The organism is Chryseobacterium pennipullorum (assembly GCF_003384725.1).
Taxonomy (GTDB): domain Bacteria; phylum Bacteroidota; class Bacteroidia; order Flavobacteriales; family Weeksellaceae; genus Chryseobacterium; species Chryseobacterium pennipullorum.
On sequence record NZ_QNVV01000003.1, the window covers coordinates 120,248 to 137,911 of the forward strand.

At 38.5% G+C, this 17,664-nt stretch carries 15 protein-coding genes; 4 read left to right on the top strand and 11 right to left on the bottom strand.

The features are described from left to right. Positions 1–3 precede the first annotated feature (3 nt). From DRF67_RS04995 to DRF67_RS05005, 3 genes are all read right to left on the bottom strand, one after another. Entirely contained in the window at positions 4–1,842 is a 1,839-nt protein-coding gene (locus tag DRF67_RS04995) for an ABC transporter ATP-binding protein (RefSeq protein WP_115927235.1), read from the bottom strand. Between the two features lie 215 nt (positions 1,843–2,057). Continuing rightward, positions 2,058–2,984, bottom strand: a complete 927-nt coding sequence (locus DRF67_RS05000) for a M28 family metallopeptidase (RefSeq protein WP_115927236.1) — start codon at positions 2,982–2,984, stop codon at positions 2,058–2,060. Positions 2,985–3,162: 178 nt separating this feature from the next. Continuing rightward, positions 3,163–3,552, bottom strand: coding sequence for a DUF4293 family protein (locus DRF67_RS05005; protein WP_115927237.1), 390 nt, complete (start codon positions 3,550–3,552; stop codon positions 3,163–3,165). A 143-nt stretch (positions 3,553–3,695) separates the two neighbouring features. On the opposite strand from DRF67_RS05005, the gene rho reads away from it, so the two are divergent. After that, the gene (rho, locus tag DRF67_RS05010) at positions 3,696–5,513 is read left to right on the top strand and encodes a transcription termination factor Rho (RefSeq protein ID WP_115927238.1); all 1,818 of its coding nucleotides are present in this window, start codon (positions 3,696–3,698) and stop codon (positions 5,511–5,513) included. A 27-nt stretch (positions 5,514–5,540) separates the two neighbouring features. Here rho and DRF67_RS05015 read toward each other — a convergent pair whose 3' ends face one another. Beyond that, positions 5,541–6,290, bottom strand: coding sequence for a 4-hydroxy-tetrahydrodipicolinate reductase (locus DRF67_RS05015; RefSeq protein ID WP_115927239.1), 750 nt, complete (start codon positions 6,288–6,290; stop codon positions 5,541–5,543). Positions 6,291–6,573: 283 nt separating this feature from the next. Here DRF67_RS05015 and DRF67_RS05020 point away from each other — a divergent pair, with 283 nt between their 5' ends. Then, complete coding sequence (locus DRF67_RS05020) at positions 6,574–7,170, top strand: superoxide dismutase (protein WP_115927240.1); 597 nt, start codon at positions 6,574–6,576, stop codon at positions 7,168–7,170. A gap of 105 nt (positions 7,171–7,275) precedes the next feature. Here the strand turns inward: DRF67_RS05020 and DRF67_RS05025 are convergent, their stop codons facing one another. Further along, positions 7,276–7,695 carry a DUF6146 family protein gene (locus DRF67_RS05025; RefSeq protein ID WP_115927241.1) on the bottom strand — a complete coding sequence of 140 codons (420 nt, stop codon included), beginning with the start codon at positions 7,693–7,695 and terminating at the stop codon, positions 7,276–7,278. A 51-nt stretch (positions 7,696–7,746) separates the two neighbouring features. Continuing rightward, complete coding sequence (locus DRF67_RS05030) at positions 7,747–8,946, bottom strand: endonuclease/exonuclease/phosphatase family protein (protein WP_115927242.1); 1,200 nt, start codon at positions 8,944–8,946, stop codon at positions 7,747–7,749. Between the two features lie 362 nt (positions 8,947–9,308). Between DRF67_RS05030 and DRF67_RS05035 the strand changes: the two genes are divergently transcribed. Further along, positions 9,309–12,056, top strand: coding sequence for a TonB-dependent receptor (locus tag DRF67_RS05035; RefSeq protein ID WP_115927243.1), 2,748 nt, complete (start codon positions 9,309–9,311; stop codon positions 12,054–12,056). 10 nt (positions 12,057–12,066) lie between these two features. Next, positions 12,067–14,235: a DUF5689 domain-containing protein gene (locus DRF67_RS05040; RefSeq protein ID WP_115927244.1), complete on the top strand. Its 2,169-nt coding sequence runs from the start codon at positions 12,067–12,069 to the stop codon at positions 14,233–14,235. Between the two features lie 60 nt (positions 14,236–14,295). Here the strand turns inward: DRF67_RS05040 and DRF67_RS05045 are convergent, their stop codons facing one another. From DRF67_RS05045 to DRF67_RS05065, 5 genes are all read right to left on the bottom strand, one after another. Beyond that, on the bottom strand, positions 14,296–14,844 hold the full coding sequence (locus DRF67_RS05045) for an inclusion body family protein (protein ID WP_115927245.1): 549 nt from the start codon (positions 14,842–14,844) through the stop codon (positions 14,296–14,298). 268 nt (positions 14,845–15,112) lie between these two features. Continuing rightward, positions 15,113–15,583, bottom strand: coding sequence for a DUF6702 family protein (locus DRF67_RS05050; RefSeq protein ID WP_228435738.1), 471 nt, complete (start codon positions 15,581–15,583; stop codon positions 15,113–15,115). 58 nt (positions 15,584–15,641) lie between these two features. After that, the gene (locus DRF67_RS05055; RefSeq protein WP_115927247.1) at positions 15,642–16,394 is read right to left on the bottom strand and encodes an LOG family protein; all 753 of its coding nucleotides are present in this window, start codon (positions 16,392–16,394) and stop codon (positions 15,642–15,644) included. A gap of 8 nt (positions 16,395–16,402) precedes the next feature. Beyond that, positions 16,403–17,116: a nucleotidyltransferase family protein gene (locus DRF67_RS05060; RefSeq protein WP_115927248.1), complete on the bottom strand. Its 714-nt coding sequence runs from the start codon at positions 17,114–17,116 to the stop codon at positions 16,403–16,405. A gap of 61 nt (positions 17,117–17,177) precedes the next feature. Beyond that, positions 17,178–17,594, bottom strand: a complete 417-nt coding sequence (locus DRF67_RS05065; RefSeq protein ID WP_115927249.1) for a RapZ C-terminal domain-containing protein — start codon at positions 17,592–17,594, stop codon at positions 17,178–17,180. Positions 17,595–17,664: the final 70 nt, after the last annotated feature.

The window sequence follows — 17,664 nt, forward strand, 5'->3', positions numbered from 1 at the left end:
TGTTTAGTCAAAGTTCTGAAGTTCAACAAGCTTGTTGTACATTCCTTTTTTAGCGATAAGGTCATGATGGGTTCCCTGTTCCACAATATCCCCTTTTTCCATCACTACAATCCAGTCCGCTTTCTGAATGGTAGAAAGACGGTGGGCAATGACAAGAGAAGTTCTGTTTTCCATCATTTTTTCCAGCGCATCCTGTACAAATCTTTCAGATTCTGTATCCAGTGCAGAAGTGGCTTCATCCAGAATCATAATAGGTGGGTTTTTCAGCACTGCTCTGGCAATGGAAACCCTTTGTTTCTGCCCTCCAGAAAGCTTATTGCCATCATCTCCGATATTGGTATCATAGCCTTCAGAAAGACTGGAAATAAAGTTGTCAGCATTCGCAATTTTAGCGGCTTCAATGACTTCTTCCCTGGTGGCATCGGGCTTACCCATTAAAATATTGTTGTAGACGGAGTCGTTGAATAGTACGGATTCCTGAGTGACCATTCCCAAAAGCTGTCGGTATTCACTAAGCTTTAAATGCTTAATGTCTGTTCCGTCAATCAGGATTTCTCCCTCAGAAACATCATAGAAACGGGCCAGCAGGTTGGCGATGGTTGTTTTTCCACTTCCGCTTTGTCCGACCAGCGCTACTGTTTTGCCTTTCGGAATGGTTAAATTGAAATTTTTAAGGATCAGATTGGCTTTGTCATAATAAAATCCGATATCCTTAAATTCAATAGTACGCTGAAGGGTAGAGATAGATACCGGTTCTGCTGCTTCTTCAATTTTTACGTCTGCGTCCAGAATTTCCAGTACTCTTTTCAGAGAAGCTTCGCCCTTCTGTACATTGGAAATAGATGAAGATAAACTTTTTGCCGGTGGCAGGATCTGGAAAAACATCCCCAGAAATACCAGGAAATCGGCAGGAGATATACTTTGCTCTACAATAATCTGTTTCCCTCCGTACCACGCTATAATCAGAAAAGTAATAGATCCCAGGAATTCGCTCATCGGGGAAGCAAGCTCTTTTTTTCTTCCCAGGTTGATGGAGCTGGAGATCCATTTGTTCATGGATTGCATGAACCTGTTGTCCATGATTTTTTCAGCGTTAAATATTTTGATCACCTTTGATGATTTCAAGGTTTCATCTACGATAGAAAATATGGTACCTAGCTCGTGTTGCGCTTCATGAGAATCTTTTTTAAGACTTTTTCCGATCAGAGCAATCATGGTCCCCATTACCGGAAGAACAAGTAATGAAAACAGAGTCATTTCCGGACTCAGGAAGAATAGGGTTACCAAAGTACTGATCAGCATGAAAGGCGCATTGATGAGTTCAATCAAGCTTCCTAAAATACCTCCTTCCACTTCTCCCACATCATTAGACATACGGGACATCATATCTCCTTTTCTGCTTTCAGTAAAAAATGAAACCGGAAGCGAAAGGATTTTTCTGTACATGGCTCCTCGAAGATCTTTTGTAACCCCTACACGATAATTGATCAGAAGCAAAGATCCGAAATACCTGAAAGCATTTCGTAAAAAGAACATGAAAGCGGTAATGATACACAGCCAGGCAAGGACCGTAAGTGAACCGTAGTCACTTACGAGTGTCTGCACATAATAATTCGAATATTCTTTTATATAAGTGAAGAAATCTACGATGTCTCCGGAGTAAACCGGCGCTTTTTCATATTTCTCCGGTTTGATGGTACCAAAAAGCATCCCCAAAACTGGCAGAATCGTTCCTAAGGAAGCAATCTGAAATACAGAATACATGATATTGAAAAATAAACTTCCGTAGATGTATTTCTGATGTGGTCTTGCGAATTTTAAGATTTTTTTATATTCGTTCATTCAATGAAAAAATTGGATAGCAAAATTACGTAAAATTAAAAGATAAGACGTTCTTAATCCTGTTTTACTTTACCTAATATGTTTCAGAGAACATCTTTTTGTTACAGGTATAAGTACTTTACTTTGCTTTTAGAGTAAAAAAAGCTTGTTATTCCATGAGAGGAGAGAGGTGTTTTTAAAAGATAAAAACCGCCGGTGAGGCGGTTTATTATGCGTTAAAGATTAAAATTGACATCCTCTGTATATTTAGGGGTAAAATTCTGAGGAGTCAGTTTCTTCAGTGTTTTTCCAAAATTATTGATGATTTGGGTCATATTATCAAAATCCACAATATTGATATCATCATTTTCGTGATGATAATGAGACGCTTTGCTCATATCAACCGTAGAAAATGAATGGGCAATGATTTTCTTTCTCACAAAACTGACATTGTCTGAACGGTAGAAAAGCTGTTGTTTTGCATAGGGGTCGGGATTAATTTTTAGTCCGTTCACGGCATTTTGATTGAAAAGCTCATCAAGATCCGAGAAGCCGTCTCCCGTCATGTACAATGCATTTTTTCCCCATTGTGACTCTGTTGCTACCATTTCAAAATTAAAAAGAGCAGTCATATTACTGTAAATCTTATCCAGATTTTTGTCCTCCGAAATCGCTCTCGATCCCAGCATCCCTTTTTCTTCCCCATTAAAAGCTATAAAAACCATTGAAAATTCAGGCTTTTGGGTTTTAAAATAGTCTGCGATACCTACCAGAGTGGTAATGCCGCTGGCGTCATCATCAGCACCGTTATAAATATTGTCACCACTTTTATTACTGGTGCCAATGTGGTCGAAGTGACCGGAAAATCCAAGGTATTGATCTGTTTTTCCCTTTTTCACTCCACATACGTTGTAGGCCTTCTTTCCTTTGTACTCAAAAGGGATCAGATAGGAGGTTCCGGTACAGTATTCAAGGTTGTTCTCTTTGAAAAGGGTTGCGATATAATTGGCGGCATTTTCATTTTCAGGAGTCCAGATTTCACGGCCCTTCATTTCATCTGAAGCCAGTGTCGAAAGAATGGTTTTTACTCTTTCTTTTGAAACCTCCTGTGCAAATGTGAGTACAGAGAATAGGGATACCGTAAGATAAGTCAGCTTTTTCATTGTTTTTAAATTAAAAGTTATGTAATCTGTCGCGTGTTCTGCAGAAAAGTTGCAGGAAGTTACATAATTTAATTGATCCGGAAGATCGGGATCTTCAAAATAGAAAATGATAAGAGAAACAAAATAAAAAACAGCTCCTTAAAAGAAGCTGTTCTCACTCAAAAAAATCGTTGTAAGGTTATCGAAGTCTGTCTACAGATTTTACGAGCCTCTCATCTTTGCGAATGAATACGTTTGCAATAAGCAGACAGATCACCGCAAGTAATGGGAAAACCGGCTCAATACCCTTCTCAGGAAACTGAATTCCTCCGGATAAGTTGAGTAACCAGTACACCAATACACCAATCAACAAAGCGTTTATAATAATGCTGATGGTATTCAGCAATATTTGTCTTTTTCTGTTTTTAAAACTAAAAATACTTAATGCTCCAATGATTACAAGGACGATACATCCGATATTCACCAGCGGGATGCTGTCTGAAATCACCGCATCCTGTCCTGTTATAAATAGGAAAACAGCAGCTAAAACTGCCAACAACGTCCATATAGTTTGTATTCTCTGTAGCATTGAATATTAAATTCTTGGCAAAAATAACATAAATTTTGCACAATTCAAAAATAAGTGTAGATTTGCATTATACAATGTACTTGAAAACCAAAGTCACCGGACTTACTTTTCTTACTCACAATTAATTACATTTTTACATAAATATGTTTAACATAGAAACGTTAAGGTCAAAATCCGTAACGGAACTGACTAAAATCTTAAAGGATTTAGGCGTTAAAGTTGCAAGAACCAGCAATGAGAATGATAAGATCTTTGCTATTCTTGACTTTCAGGCTTCTAACCCTAAAGTTGCAAAAGATTATTTCAACGCCACAGAAACTACCAGTGTGAATACTGAAGAGGCTCCAGCAGAAAAACCTGCTAAAGCCCCTGTAAAAAAAGCTGCCCCAAAGAAAACGGCAGCGAGGCCAAAAGCAATCGTAAAGACACCGGCAGAAACAAAAACAGAGGAAAAAGTTGAAGAAAAGGAGGTCGTTTCTGAAGAAATAAAACCGGTAGAGCCACAGGCTGAAGCAGAAGTACCTGCAGAAGAAATAGCTTCAACAGCAACGGCCAAAAAGAAAAGAAAAAGGGTTCCTGCCAATACCGGTAATACAGACGTCATCCAGGAAAAACCTGAAGCTCCCAAAAACACAGAACCTCAAGAGCCTGCCCAGGCTGAAGAAAAGCCTAGCAATCCCCAACCACAACAGGCTAACAGATCCCCAAAAGGACACAACAACCCGCAGAACAGCGGAAACCAGCATAAAAATCAACATCAGAACCAACACCAGAATCAGAATCAAAATCAGAACCGACATTCTGAAAAGTCAGAAGACCATTCTGACCACAGAAAAGAATTCAATTTTGATGGTATGGTGAGCATTGAAGGGGTGTTGGAAATATTACCGGATAACTACGGTTTCCTTCGTTCTTCTGATTTCAGCTACATCTCCTCTCCTGATGATGTGTATGTTTCTACAGCACAAATCAGAAATTTTGGACTAAAAACCGGAGATACCGTAAAAGGAATTGTAAGGCTTCCAAAAGAAGGAGAGAAATATTTTTCTTTATTAAAACCTACAGAGGTAAACGGACGTGATCTTGCATTCATCAAAGACCGTGTGGCCTTTGAATATCTTACGCCACTTTTCCCTGAAGAGAAATTTAATCTTGCGGGAAGCGGATCTACAGTATCTACAAGAATTGTCGATTTGTTTGCACCTATAGGAAAAGGACAGAGAGCAATGATTGTTGCCCAGCCTAAAACAGGTAAGACAATGTTACTTAAAGATATTGCAAATTCTATTGCAGCGAATCATCCGGAAGTCTATATGATGGTTCTTCTTATCGATGAACGTCCGGAGGAGGTTACCGATATGGAAAGAAGCGTAAATGCAGAAGTTATTGCCTCTACATTTGACGAAGCTGCTGAAAAACATGTAAAAGTAGCCAACCTTGTTCTTGCTAAAGCACAGAGAATGGTGGAATGCGGACATGATGTGGTGATTCTTCTGGACTCTATTACCCGACTGGCAAGAGCGTACAATACGGTAACTCCAGCTTCAGGTAAAGTGCTTTCCGGAGGGGTAGATGCCAATGCACTTCACAAACCGAAAAGATTCTTCGGAGCTGCCAGAAAGATTGAAGGAGGTGGTTCCCTGACGATTATTGCTACGGCACTTATCGATACAGGTTCCAAAATGGACGAAGTGATCTTTGAAGAATTCAAAGGGACAGGTAATATGGAACTTCAGCTGGATAGAAAGATTGCCAACAGAAGAATTTATCCTGCGATTGACCTCGTCTCTTCAAGCACCCGTAGAGATGATCTTCTTTTAGATGAAGTGACTTCCCAGAGAATGTGGATTTTCAGAAAATATCTTTCTGAAATGAATCCGGTGGAGGCCATGGAATTTGTAGATAAAAACATCAAAGGAACCCTGAACAATGAAGAGTTCCTGATGTCTATGAATAAATAAATTAATTTAATTGACAATACCGGACTTCTATACTTTGAAATAAGGATGCAGCAAATCCTCAAAGTTATAGAAGCCCGGTTTTTTATTAACCAAATGTTCCGCGGCAAACAATGCTCCATTACCAAAAGCATCCCTTGAAATAGATTCATGAATCAGCCTGACCGTCTGGAAGGGAAATCCGAAGATAATTTCATGTTTTCCCACAATTCCACCGGCTCTGATGGTATTGATCTTTTCATCTTTTACCTCAAGCACATCGGCGATCCTCATCGCTGTTCCGGAAATACCCTTTTTGTCCTTAAAATGTTCCTCAATAATTTCTATATCTACTGATGGTGCAATTTTCTTTAGAAAAGCAGAAGCATATAGGAGGTAGTTGATCCCCAATGTAATATTGGGAGACCAGAATACAGTCGCTTTTTTTGCCAGTGTATGAAGGAAGCTTACCTCTTTATCAGAATAATGGGAGATCGCTGAGATAATTTTTACATTTCTTGTCGCTGCAGACTCTCCATATGCATAGATGCCCTCCTGGGAAGAGAAATCTATGATGGCATCTACAGGATGTTCTTCAAGAAGTTCTTCTATACTGAGTTTATTTTCAGAATAAAAAGTTCCCGGATCATTGCTGTCTATTCCGAAAAAATCAGCGGCATCCCTACTGTTTAATCTGTTTGTTTTCCTGTAAACCCATTGTAGTGAGTGATCCTTGTGTTGAAGAATTACCGAGGCTACTGCTTTTCCGGCTTTTCCGAATCCAAAAAGTCCAATTTTCATAATAAAATTATTTTGTTAAACATTCAGTGAAAGAAGATTTTAATGGTAAAAATTGCTTCATATGGGGTAAGATACAAAATTGAAAATAAAACAATGTTCCGAATAAGATCTACAGTTCAGGTATTTTCGGGAAGAATGGATCCGATCCTCGATCAGATCAAATTGAAATTTAATTCATTCTAAATCAATATATCAATGTTAAAGATTTATTAAAGTAATGCCCAATCTTTGATTATAGCTTAAATATTGGCTAATTTTGGATATAACATTAAAAATAAAAATTATGTCATTTGAATTACCAAAATTAGGATATGCATACGATGCATTGGAGCCCACTATTGATGCAAAAACGATGGAGATCCACTATACTAAGCATCACCAGGCGTATATTGACAATTTAAATAAAGCTATCGAAGGAACTGATCTTGCAGGAAAGACTATTGAAGAGATCTGCAAAACAGGAACTGATAAACCGGCAGTAAGAAATAATGGTGGTGGACACTTCAACCACTCTTTGTTCTGGGAGATTTTAACACCTGGAGGAAGCAAAGAGCCTGTAGGAAATGTAAAAGCTGCGATCGAAACATATGGTGGACTTGAAAAATTCAAAACCGATTTTTCTGATGCTGCTAAGACAAGATTCGGTTCAGGATGGGCATGGCTTGTAAAAAATGCTGACGGTTCTGTATCTGTTTCTTCTACACCGAACCAGGATAACCCGCTAATGCCTGTTGCAGACGTTAAAGGAACTCCGGTTTTAGGATTAGATGTTTGGGAGCATGCATACTATTTAAACTACCAAAACAGAAGACCTGATTATGTTTCTGCATTTTTTGATGTGGTAAACTGGGACAAAGTGGAGGAATTATTCAACAAATAATTTACAGCTATTATAAAATAAAAGGTTCAGAATTTCTGAACCTTTTTTTGTTGAATGATGAAGAAACATTGTTTAAAAGCTCTTCTATATTGTGGGTATTTTGCATTACCTTATGGCATCACTGCCCGAAAGTCCGTTCATCCTCAAACCGTATTTCCAATATACATAGGCAAACACTTGGTAGAGCTTGTATTCGAATTTTATCCCATAATTCTCCCGCGGGTCATAATCTATTCCGGATTCTATAATATTCCTGTATTTGCCTGAATTGTGGTAACCATTCCATTCATTAACCAGGAATGTATTTTTAGTTTTCAGAGAGGCTTCGGAGTATTGGCTGATAGGTCTGGCTACAGCACTCAGAAAGTAATCAAACTGTGTGTCTATTACGGTAAGTTCCCATTCACCGTCTTCATTTTGAGAAGGCTTCATTTCAGGTTGCTCTTTATCTTTCTTCGTGCTGTTCTGGGAAAAACAGCTGAAAGGAACCAAAACAATCAGAAGCAGTACCATTAGATTTTTCATGATTTCATATTGATATAAAAAAAGCACTCCAATAAGAGTGCCTTTCTGTATTTATTTTTTAATATATTCCTTCTGAACGACAGAAACTGCTGGGAAATGGTCGCTGTATCCGCCGGTAAACCGGTCTCCATCCCATGAACGCAACGGATATCCTTTCCACTGGCCTTCTTTGTTTACCAAATACGCCGGAGCATAGATCTCTGCTTTGTAAATGGTATAGGTAGGGGTGATTTTCTCAGATGAATAAAGATTTCTTGAAACAATGATCTGATCAAAAAGGTTAGGAGCATCCCTGTAAGCCAAAGAAGCGACTCCTGCCTTATACAGTTTATACATCAGGTTGTAGTATGGCGTTTTATCAGATAACTCATTCGGATCACCTACCGCAGCCAGGTGTTTCTTCAGACTTGGGCTTACAGGATCGTCATTGTAATCACCCATTGAGAATAATTTGATTCCCGGGTTTTCTGCTGAAACTTTGTCCATTTCGTTTTTCAGTACCGTCGCTGCAGAATTTCTTTTAGCCAAGGAAATGGCTTCGCCTCCTCTTCTGGAAGGCCAGTGATTCATAAAGATTCCTACTTTCTCGCCATCCAGCAGGCCTATTGCGATAACAATATCACGGGTGTATTCTCTTTTTCCGTTCTCATCATAAATCTTGATCTCTTTTTTATAAGAATCCAGAACAGAAAATCTTCCTTTCTGATAGATAATGGCTACGTCAATCCCTCTGGCGTCATAAGAATTGAAATGTACAATGCCGTAGTTGCTTTTTGCCAAAACAGGCTGTTTGATAAGGTCTTCAATAACCTGTCTGTTTTCCACCTCTATCAGCCCACAGATGGCTGGGTTGTCATTGGTATACTGCCTTCCCAATTCTGAAATTACCCTGGCTTCATTGGCCAGTTTCTGATTATAATATTTTGTCCCCCATCTTTTAGGGCTGTTTACGGTAAAGTCTTCAGATAAAAATTGCTTTCTGATCACTTTCTTTCCAATCAACAGATCATCACTCCATTCTCCTTTGTAATCTTCCGTTGTTTCAAGATACTTTAGAGAATCTACCGGGACACTTCTGTGGAATTTAGGATTGGAGCGGGGTAGTGTTCCATCGATATAGTCAGCAGAAGGAATTGTATCCCAAAGGTTTTCGACATTTAGGAAAGCGACAGCTGCTCTTTTTACCTGTCTCTGCTGGGAAAATACAGAACCAAAACAAAACAGGGCGATGATGATTAAATATTTTTTCATATTCTTAATCTATTCAAAAAATTGAGGGGTAAAATTACTAATTTTATATAAGAATAAAGAGTAAAAATAGTCTGAGTTTCGTTGAAGTAAGCCGTAGTAACAGAAGGGTAGAAAAAAATAAACATCTGAAAGCTACTGCTTTATCATCCGCTTATTGATCTGTTCATTAACTTGATTGATGAAATCAGCAATTATATTGCGGAATCTTTTTATTATTGATGAAAATTGTATCATATTTTTAGGATAATTGAGGCGGGTTAAGAAAAATTAATAGAATAAAGTGCTAAAAATGTTTAAGTTAATGAAAATAGTTCTAAATTTGTTGCCCCTTAAATAAAGAAGGATTTAAAAATAAGTTTATTATGATTAAAAAACTATCCCTAATCTCTTTGTTTACGCTAATGCCTGCATCATTTTACTTTGCGCAAACCACTGTGTATGCGTATATTAAGGATCAGGATGGCAAGCCCTTAGAGAAAGCAGAAGTAGATCTAGCACAATCCAGCGACGATGTTGTCGCGGATAAAATTGGGTACTTCCAGTTTGTGGATTTAAAACCTGGACACTATCTTATTACAGTGACAAAACCAAGCTTCGAGTCTAAAATCTTAGAGTTTGATGTGGCTGCAGATGAGAAGAGAAAAGATTTAGGTGTCATTACACTTAATTATACTTTGGGATCAGATGCAGGGGTAATCGTTATCGACGATTCTGCCACTGATACTGAAGACGGGGGCTCATCTATGCAGCCTACGGTAGGACTTTTAAGCTCTGGACGAGATGCTTTCCAAAATGTTTCCGCATTTGAGCTGGGTGCTTACTGGTTCCGGCCAAGGGGGGTAGACAACAGATTTGAGGATGTTCTTTTTAATGGGGTATCCATGTCAAAAAATGATGATGGAAGAATAGATTTCAATAACTGGGGTGGTTTGAATGATGTGACGAGATATCCTTATGAGAACGTAGACAATATTACGCCTTCGGAATATGCATTTGGTAACTTAGGCGGAGTAGTATATTATAATACAAAAGCTTCCAGCTACAGAAAGCAAACTTCATTAGCGTATTCATTTACGAACAGAAGTTATTTGCACAGAGCCATGGCTACCTATTCTTCAGGGCTTTCGAAAAATGGCTGGGCATTCACGTTCTCGGCCAGCAGAAGATGGGGGGACAGAGCAATTCTTGACGGGGTTTACCAGGATGCCTATGGTTATTTTGCTGCTATTGAAAAAAAATTCAGTGACAGGCACTCCATTAATTTAACGGCTTTCGGGTCTCCTACATACAGGTCTTCCAATTCTCCAAACACCCAGGAGGTGTACGACATCATGGGTAAGAATTACAACTCCTATTGGGGATGGCAGGATGGAGAAAAGAGAAACTCCCGAATCCGAAACGTATATGAACCGGTATTCATGTTAACTGATTACCTTAAAATAGGTAAAAATTCCAATTGGACCAATACTGTTTCTTATCAGTTTGGTAGTGATGCACGAAGCAGATTAGACTGGTTCCATGCTTCTGATCCCAATCCGACTTATTATAGAAAATTACCAAGTTTTGGACTTCTTTCAGCTGATGAATTCAGACAACAGTCACAAATTGACTGGAATTACCTGTATAATACGAACCGTCTTAATCTTACACAGATGGATGGGATCACACAGCGAGGTGCCGTTTATACGGTTGTAGAAGATGTGACTAAAGATAAAACATTCAATTTCTCCTCTCACTTCGATACAAGACTGAAGGACAACTGGAAACTGAATATCAACTTCAATTATCAGAATTTAAAATCTGATAATTTCAGAAGAATCAAAGATTTATTAGGAGCAAATTTCGCCTATAATCTTAATGCTTTCAACGGAGATGCGAGATATGATGCGGACAATACGGACGTAACTGTACGAGAAGGTGATAGAACCCAATATTCTTATGAACTGACAAAAAATCTTTATTCATTAAACGTTTCCTCGGAAATCGATTTCAATAAATGGAATATCGTTGCTTCCATATTCTCTTCGTACTCAGAAGCATACAGGGAAGGAGATTTTAGAAGCGGACTTGCCAGATTTAGAGATAATTCTAAAGGTAAAAGTGCGGTATATGATGCTCTGGATGCCGGAATCAAAGGTAAAATTACGTATAAGATCAACGGAAAGAACTTTATTGTATATAACGGAGCATTTTTTAGTTTAGCGCCGACCCTTAACGAAATTTATATTAACCCAAGAATGGTTGATTTTGTGACGCCGGGCGTTAATAATCAGATGATCAACTCTAATGATCTGAGCTATATTCTGAGAGGACAGATTTTAAAATTAAGATTATCCGCATACTATACTACGATTCATAACTCTACAGAAATTTCAAGATATTATGCTGATGTCAATGACGGAGAATTAGGAAACTCATTCAGTACATTGGTTAATGAGGCAATGAGTGGAGTCAACAAAAGATATATGGGACTTGAATTAGGATTTGATGTTAAGGTAACGCCTACATTAAATGCTGTTGGGGTTGCAAGTGTAGGGGAGTACGAGTATACTAATAATCCTGAAGTTTCTACATTTGATGACCTTAATGGATTCAGAGGGACCGATTTCTGGGGTAAAGCTAATGTGAAGGATTATAAAGTTGCAGGAACCCCTCAAAAAGCATTCTCTTTTGGATTGAAGTACAACTCTCCAAAATATTGGTGGGTGGGAGCATCTGCCAACTACTTGATGGATCAGTATCTTGATTTCTCAGCTTTGAATAAGACTCCTTATATGTATACGGATCGTCAAACCAATGATCCTTTCCCTGGTGTAACTCCGGAACTGATAGAACTTATTACAAAGCAGAAAAAATTTGATAACCAATTTATGTTGAATGCCAATGCGGGTAAATCTTTCCAGTTTGGAAAATACAGAATGGGAATCAGTATATCTGTGAACAATATCCTGGACAACAGAGATTATGTGACCGGAGGATTTGAACAGGGAAGAAATGTAAACTTTAATGAGGCTCTTATTGATTCGCAGAGAGCAACACCTTATTTCGGACCCAAACTTTGGTATGACAGAGGAAGGACTTTCTTTACTAATGTTTATTTAAGATTCTAAAACGATAACAATGGAAAAATATAATTCAATTTTAAAATATATTTTTATCGCAGCAGCTTCTTTGTTGGCAGTAACGGGATGTGTGCATGATGATAAGTATGATCAGCCTAACCTTGACGGGTATGATTGTGCAGATAAAAAGGGAGTGGTCATACCATTTGCAGATGTAAAAGCTAAATATCAGAATGCGCGGTATGTTTTCCCGGAAGATACAACACCTGATAATGAAGCAGATGATCTGTATATGGTGGGATATGTTTCCTCTACAGATGAAACAGGAAATATTTATAAAACCATCTACGTGCAGGATGCTTTAGAAAACCCTACCCACGGTTTTACAGTGAGTGTGGATGCAGTAAGTACTTATACCAGATATCCTCAGGGTTCAAAAGTATATATAAAACTTAATGGGCTTGCTGTGGGTACTTATGGTGGGCTTGTACAGCTGGGTGTAGAAACGGGAGCTGAAACCTCTGCCACTTCTGTATCGAGAATTCCTGAAAAACGCGTTGCAAAACAGATCTTTAGATCTTGTGCTCCAAAAGGAAAAATTGTACCTAAGCTTATGAAGCTTGCGGATATGACTGCTGCCAACGACCAGTATTTTGGATGTCTGATTCAGGTCAATGATGTAGAGTTTGATGCAAGAGCATTGTGTACTACGTATGCGCCTAATGGTGTGACGGTCGATAAAACAATCGGTGAAGGATGGGCTAATGGAAAGTATGCAAAAACTGCAGTCGTAAGAAACAGTGGCTATGCTTCATTTGCAAGTCAGGTTCTACCTTCGGGGAAAGGTGAATTTGTTGGGATTTACAGCAAATTTCAATCCGGATCAACGCCTACTTATCAGTTGTATGTCAACAGAGCGGAAGATCTTAATATGAATACTTTCCCTCGTTTGAACGGACTTAATGAAAGCCCTTGCGGCTTCAATCCAAATAATCTTACCGCTAAAACAATTGCTGAAATAAAACAATTGGCAGCAGGTACTACAAACTGGGTGCAGATCACAGGGGATGATTACCTGAAAGCGCAAATTGTAGCGAATGATGAGACCGGGAATCTTTACAAATATCTTTATGTAGAAGATGCCACAGGAGGAATCAGAGTGAATATGAACAAAACGAACCTTTATCTGGACAGCAGGTTCAGACTGGGCAAAGATGTTAATATCAAACTTAAAAACCTATATGTAAGAAGTGTAAACGGAGAAGTTCAGTTAGGTTCTTTATTCACTAACAACAATAATACGACACAGTTCGGGCAGATTGAAGAAGCAGAAATGTTTAAATATTTCTTCGATAGTAATACCGCAGCAAGAGCTGTAGTACCTACTGACAAAACAATCTCTCAATTGACAATGGCTGATGTAGGAAGATGGATCAGAATTAAAGATGTTCAGTTTGTGAATGGAGACCTGGGAAAAACATTAACTGATGGTAGCAGTGTGACTAATAGAACACTTGAAGACTGTGCCGGAAATACCGTGGCCTTAAGAACAAGCGGACAAGCAAGTTTTGGCAGTGTTAAGCCTGGAGGTTATGAAGTAAAAGGAGGAAAAGGGGATGTATATGCTATTTTGAGCGTTTTTAACGGAGCTTTCCAGCTATGGATTACCAGATTGGCAAATATCGATTTTGATGCGCCAAGGTGTGACGGGAGTATATATACGTCCATCCCGGTTATATACAGTGATGGCTTTGCAGCTGGTGGATTCGGCTCAGACTGGACAACGGTCAATAAAGTGGGACCTAACCAATTCTGGCAAACTTCCAACCAAGGAAATGGATCCAACTACTACGCGATGATGAATGGTAATGCTGGAGGAGCAGGGAACAACTTTGCTAATGAAGACTGGTTGATTTCTAAAGCAGTAAGCTTAGTGGGTAAAACTAAAGCTGCGGTGAGTTTCACTTCAGATGTTAGATATTCCGGAAATGCACTACAGGTATATGCTACAGATAATTATACAGGAGATGTGACAACTACCAGTTGGACTCCACTGCAGGCCACCCTGGACACCAATGCAAATGCATTTGGAGACTGGGTAGGTTCTGGAAATGTTGATTTAAGTGCTTTCTTAGGTAAAAATGTAAGAATTGCATTTAAATATACTTCTACAACCTCTGCAGCAGCAACATGGGAAGTAGATGACTTCAAAATTAAAGCACAATAATTGGGATTGTTCTATACAAATAAAAACCGGCTCGCAAGAGCCGGTTTTTATTTTTTCCTTCTACTTAACCGTAATCGTTGGGTCCCAGTAGTAGTAACCTAGCAGGATCTGCTGGTTACTGTTGTTTGGATCCAAGATATACAAAGCAAACTGTACGTAAAAATTTTCCTTTCCTGTCGCTTTTACTTTTGAGTCAAAACTTGAAAAAGTGATATCTGCAGTATTGGCAGGAAGCCCGTTTGGTGAACTGTAATTAGGGACAACCGCCTGTTTTCTTTCTACAGCATCATACACGAAGTTATTAAAAACCTGATCTCCGGACCAGTATTTAATATTGTAGATGATGACCGCATCATCAGAGTTTTGGTAAATTGATGTGCTTCTGAAAGAAACGGTATCACCCACTTTCGCGCTGAAGTTTAAATCAGCAGATCCTTGTCCGGAAATAGCATTGGCATTGGAAACAATCATATGCTGACTGTTGTGATCTATTCCTGTAGGATTATTAGGGTCTTTGCTTGGGTTTGGATAATGTGCTCTCACATAATCGGTGTCAATAACTACCAGTACATCTATTTCCTGGCTTGATGCGCTTAGTTGTGTGTCCATTGTATTCGTTTTTTTGATTGGTGTTTTTCCTACTCATCTGGCTTTTCAGATTTCGCCCCGATGTTTCACGTGATCGGTCTCACTCTGATGTTGTAATTACACTACAAATGTACATCGCTACCCATAAGTTTTTTAGAGTGGAAATGCTGAAATTGCGCAGTAGGTGTTTTTACGGATTAATCTCTTTGTGGTGATTTTAAGCAAAAAAATACCCCGGAAAGACAAACTTTCCGGGGTACCCATTTATAATGGTTAAATCTAATTTCGTTTAAAAAGAAACCTCGTTCACTTCTTTTCCTCGCTGGAAGTTCATTGTTTTCTGGCTGCCTTTGTAGGCAATGTTCACCAGATTGATCTGCTTAGGAAAAGCGCTTAAAAGGATCGTATTTTTAATCTTTAAGGTGTTGATATCCGAAACGCCGCCGGTTTCAAAATACACCCATACCGTTTCTCCGCTTACCTGACTTCCTGTGAAGGTTATTGTTTTGGCAGCACCATTGACAAATACATCAAAATTATTGTTCACATATTTTTTTACTTCTGCCTCAAATCCGGCTGTATTTGGATTGATCTTTATGGCATCAGAGATATGGCTTGTATTCATTTTTGTGGTAAACTTCAATGTCTTGCTTCCATCAATATAATCCACTTTGGTCATTGAAGAGAAAAAGTCTACATACATAAAACTCGTTAACACAAAAAATGTTAAAATTCCTGATATATATAAAAGTTTTTTCATCTTAATTAATAGATTTACAATCATTCTTGCTAGTTATAAGTCACAAATAATATGCCAATTAAAAATTTACATTCACAGAATACTTATCGTAAAAAGCTTTAATATGCGCTACAGCCTCATCAGCTGTGTCTACCACACGATAAAGATCCAGATCATCTTCTGCAATCATTCCATCTCTTAGCAGAGTTGCCTTGAACCAATCCAACAGTCCTCCCCAGAATTCGCTCCCTACCATAACAATCGGAAATTTTCCAATTTTATTGGTCTGAATCAACGTAAGAGCTTCTGTAAGTTCATCCAAAGTACCAAAACCTCCCGGCATAACCACAAAGCCCTGGGAATATTTTACAAACATGACTTTTCTTACAAAAAAGTAATCAAAATTCATCGAATACGATTTATTGATGTACGGGTTGAAATGCTGTTCAAACGGAAGATCAATATTAAGTCCGATGGATCTTCCTTTACCATTGAAGGCTCCTTTGTTTCCTGCTTCCATAATTCCTGGTCCGCCGCCGGTAATAATGCCGAAACCGAGTTTTGTGATCTTTTCAGCAATATCAACAGCCATCTGATAATACTCGCTTTCCGGCTTCAGGCGCGCGGAACCGAATATAGAAACACATGGCCCGATCTTGGCCAGTTTTTCATAGCCGTCCACAAATTCAGCCATCACCTTAAACACCATCCAGCTGTCTTTGGTGATGGTTTCGTCCCAGGTTTTCTGTCTGAAACTATTATGTAGTTTTGTTTCGTTATTGTCAAATTCCGGATTCACTAAACTTTCATCCCTTTTTCCATCCATTTCCATTACATAATTTATTTAAAATGTTTTTCGGCTTCTGTTACAGACTCCGGCCTTCCCACGTCAATCAGTATGCTGTCGTGTACAAAACCATGAATATGCTCGGTTTGCATCAGATCGAGATATTCTTCCATAACAGAAAATTTGCCTTTTCTTTTTATTTTTTCAAAAATGACAGGATTGATACAGTGAATTCCACTGAATGCTAATGCTTTGAATCCTTTGTTGAATTCGGCAAGCCGCTGCTCACCCGTCTGTACATTCAGCCAGCCTCTCAAAACCATATCATCATTGAAAAGGAGTTTTCTTGAACTTTCCCTGTCCGAAACTGCTAAAGTAGCAAAATCTTTTATCTTTTTGTGATATTCCACCAATGCATTGATATTCATATCCGTTAGAATATCAGCATTCATGATTAAAAAATCTTCTCCATGATCCAGAAACTTTCTTGCAAAAATCAAGCCGCCTCCTGTTTCCAAAAGCTCATTGGTTTCATCCGAAATTTCAATCCTGCATCCGAAATTATCGTTTTTATGTAAGAAGTCGGTAATCTGTTCTCCAAAATGGTGAATATTGATTACAAAATCCTTTATTCCAAAACTTTTCAGGTATATGATATTTCTTTCCAGAAGTGGAATCTCATTTACTTTGGCCAACGCCTTGGGATGCTGATCTGTAAATGGTTTAAGTCTTGTGCCTTTTCCGGCGGCGAAAATTAAAGCCTTCATAGTTGTAGGAATAAGTAATGTGAATTAATGTAATAACGGAAGCATTATCACTGATTGTCTTTTAGTGAGAACGGGTGTTGAGCTGAGGTTGTTCATCATGGTGAATGGTTATTTCCGTTCCTACAGGATATTTGTCCCGGATAAATTCTGCAATTTTTATAGCGGAATAAACGGATCTGTGCTGCCCTCCGGTACATCCGAAATTGATCTGCAAATTCTCAAATCCCCGCTCAAGGTAGTTATCAATATTAATGGAAACGATAGATTTTACCAGTTCTAAAAATTGAGGCATTTCAGTTTTAGTCTCAAGATATTCCTGAACTCCAATGTCGTTTCCGGTCTGAATTTTATATTCTTCAATTCTTCCGGGGTTTAGAATTCCGCGACAGTCGAAAGCAAATCCGCCTCCGTTTCCTGAATGATCCTTGGGAATTCCTCCTTTTTTATATGAAAAACTGTGGATGTCGATGTGTAACATTTTCTTTTTTTATTTTTTTTTAACCATTAAGGTATTTTAAGTTTTTAAGGTAAGTTAAGATTTTGATAAA

Bases quoted from the DNA above. Each gene is read 5' to 3' on its own strand.
- DRF67_RS05040 (WP_115927244.1), top strand. From the start codon at position 12,067: ATGGAAAAATATAATTCAATTTTAAAATATATTTTTATCGCAGCAGCT.
- DRF67_RS05005 (WP_115927237.1), bottom strand. From the start codon at position 3,552: ATGCTACAGAGAATACAAACTATATGGACGTTGTTGGCAGTTTTAGCT.
- DRF67_RS05055 (WP_115927247.1), bottom strand. From the start codon at position 16,394: ATGGAAATGGATGGAAAAAGGGATGAAAGTTTAGTGAATCCGGAATTT.
- DRF67_RS05020 (WP_115927240.1), top strand. From the start codon at position 6,574: ATGTCATTTGAATTACCAAAATTAGGATATGCATACGATGCATTGGAG.
- DRF67_RS05050 (WP_228435738.1), bottom strand. From the start codon at position 15,583: ATGAAAAAACTTTTATATATATCAGGAATTTTAACATTTTTTGTGTTA.
- DRF67_RS05060 (WP_115927248.1), bottom strand. From the start codon at position 17,116: ATGAAGGCTTTAATTTTCGCCGCCGGAAAAGGCACAAGACTTAAACCA.
- DRF67_RS05065 (WP_115927249.1), bottom strand. From the start codon at position 17,594: ATGTTACACATCGACATCCACAGTTTTTCATATAAAAAAGGAGGAATT.
- DRF67_RS05045 (WP_115927245.1), bottom strand. From the start codon at position 14,844: ATGGACACACAACTAAGCGCATCAAGCCAGGAAATAGATGTACTGGTA.
- DRF67_RS05035 (WP_115927243.1), top strand. From the start codon at position 9,309: ATGATTAAAAAACTATCCCTAATCTCTTTGTTTACGCTAATGCCTGCA.
- DRF67_RS05015 (WP_115927239.1), bottom strand. From the start codon at position 6,290: ATGAAAATTGGACTTTTTGGATTCGGAAAAGCCGGAAAAGCAGTAGCC.
- DRF67_RS04995 (WP_115927235.1), bottom strand. From the start codon at position 1,842: ATGAACGAATATAAAAAAATCTTAAAATTCGCAAGACCACATCAGAAA.
- DRF67_RS05000 (WP_115927236.1), bottom strand. From the start codon at position 2,984: ATGAAAAAGCTGACTTATCTTACGGTATCCCTATTCTCTGTACTCACA.
- rho (WP_115927238.1), top strand. From the start codon at position 3,696: ATGTTTAACATAGAAACGTTAAGGTCAAAATCCGTAACGGAACTGACT.
- DRF67_RS05025 (WP_115927241.1), bottom strand. From the start codon at position 7,695: ATGAAAAATCTAATGGTACTGCTTCTGATTGTTTTGGTTCCTTTCAGC.
- DRF67_RS05030 (WP_115927242.1), bottom strand. From the start codon at position 8,946: ATGAAAAAATATTTAATCATCATCGCCCTGTTTTGTTTTGGTTCTGTA.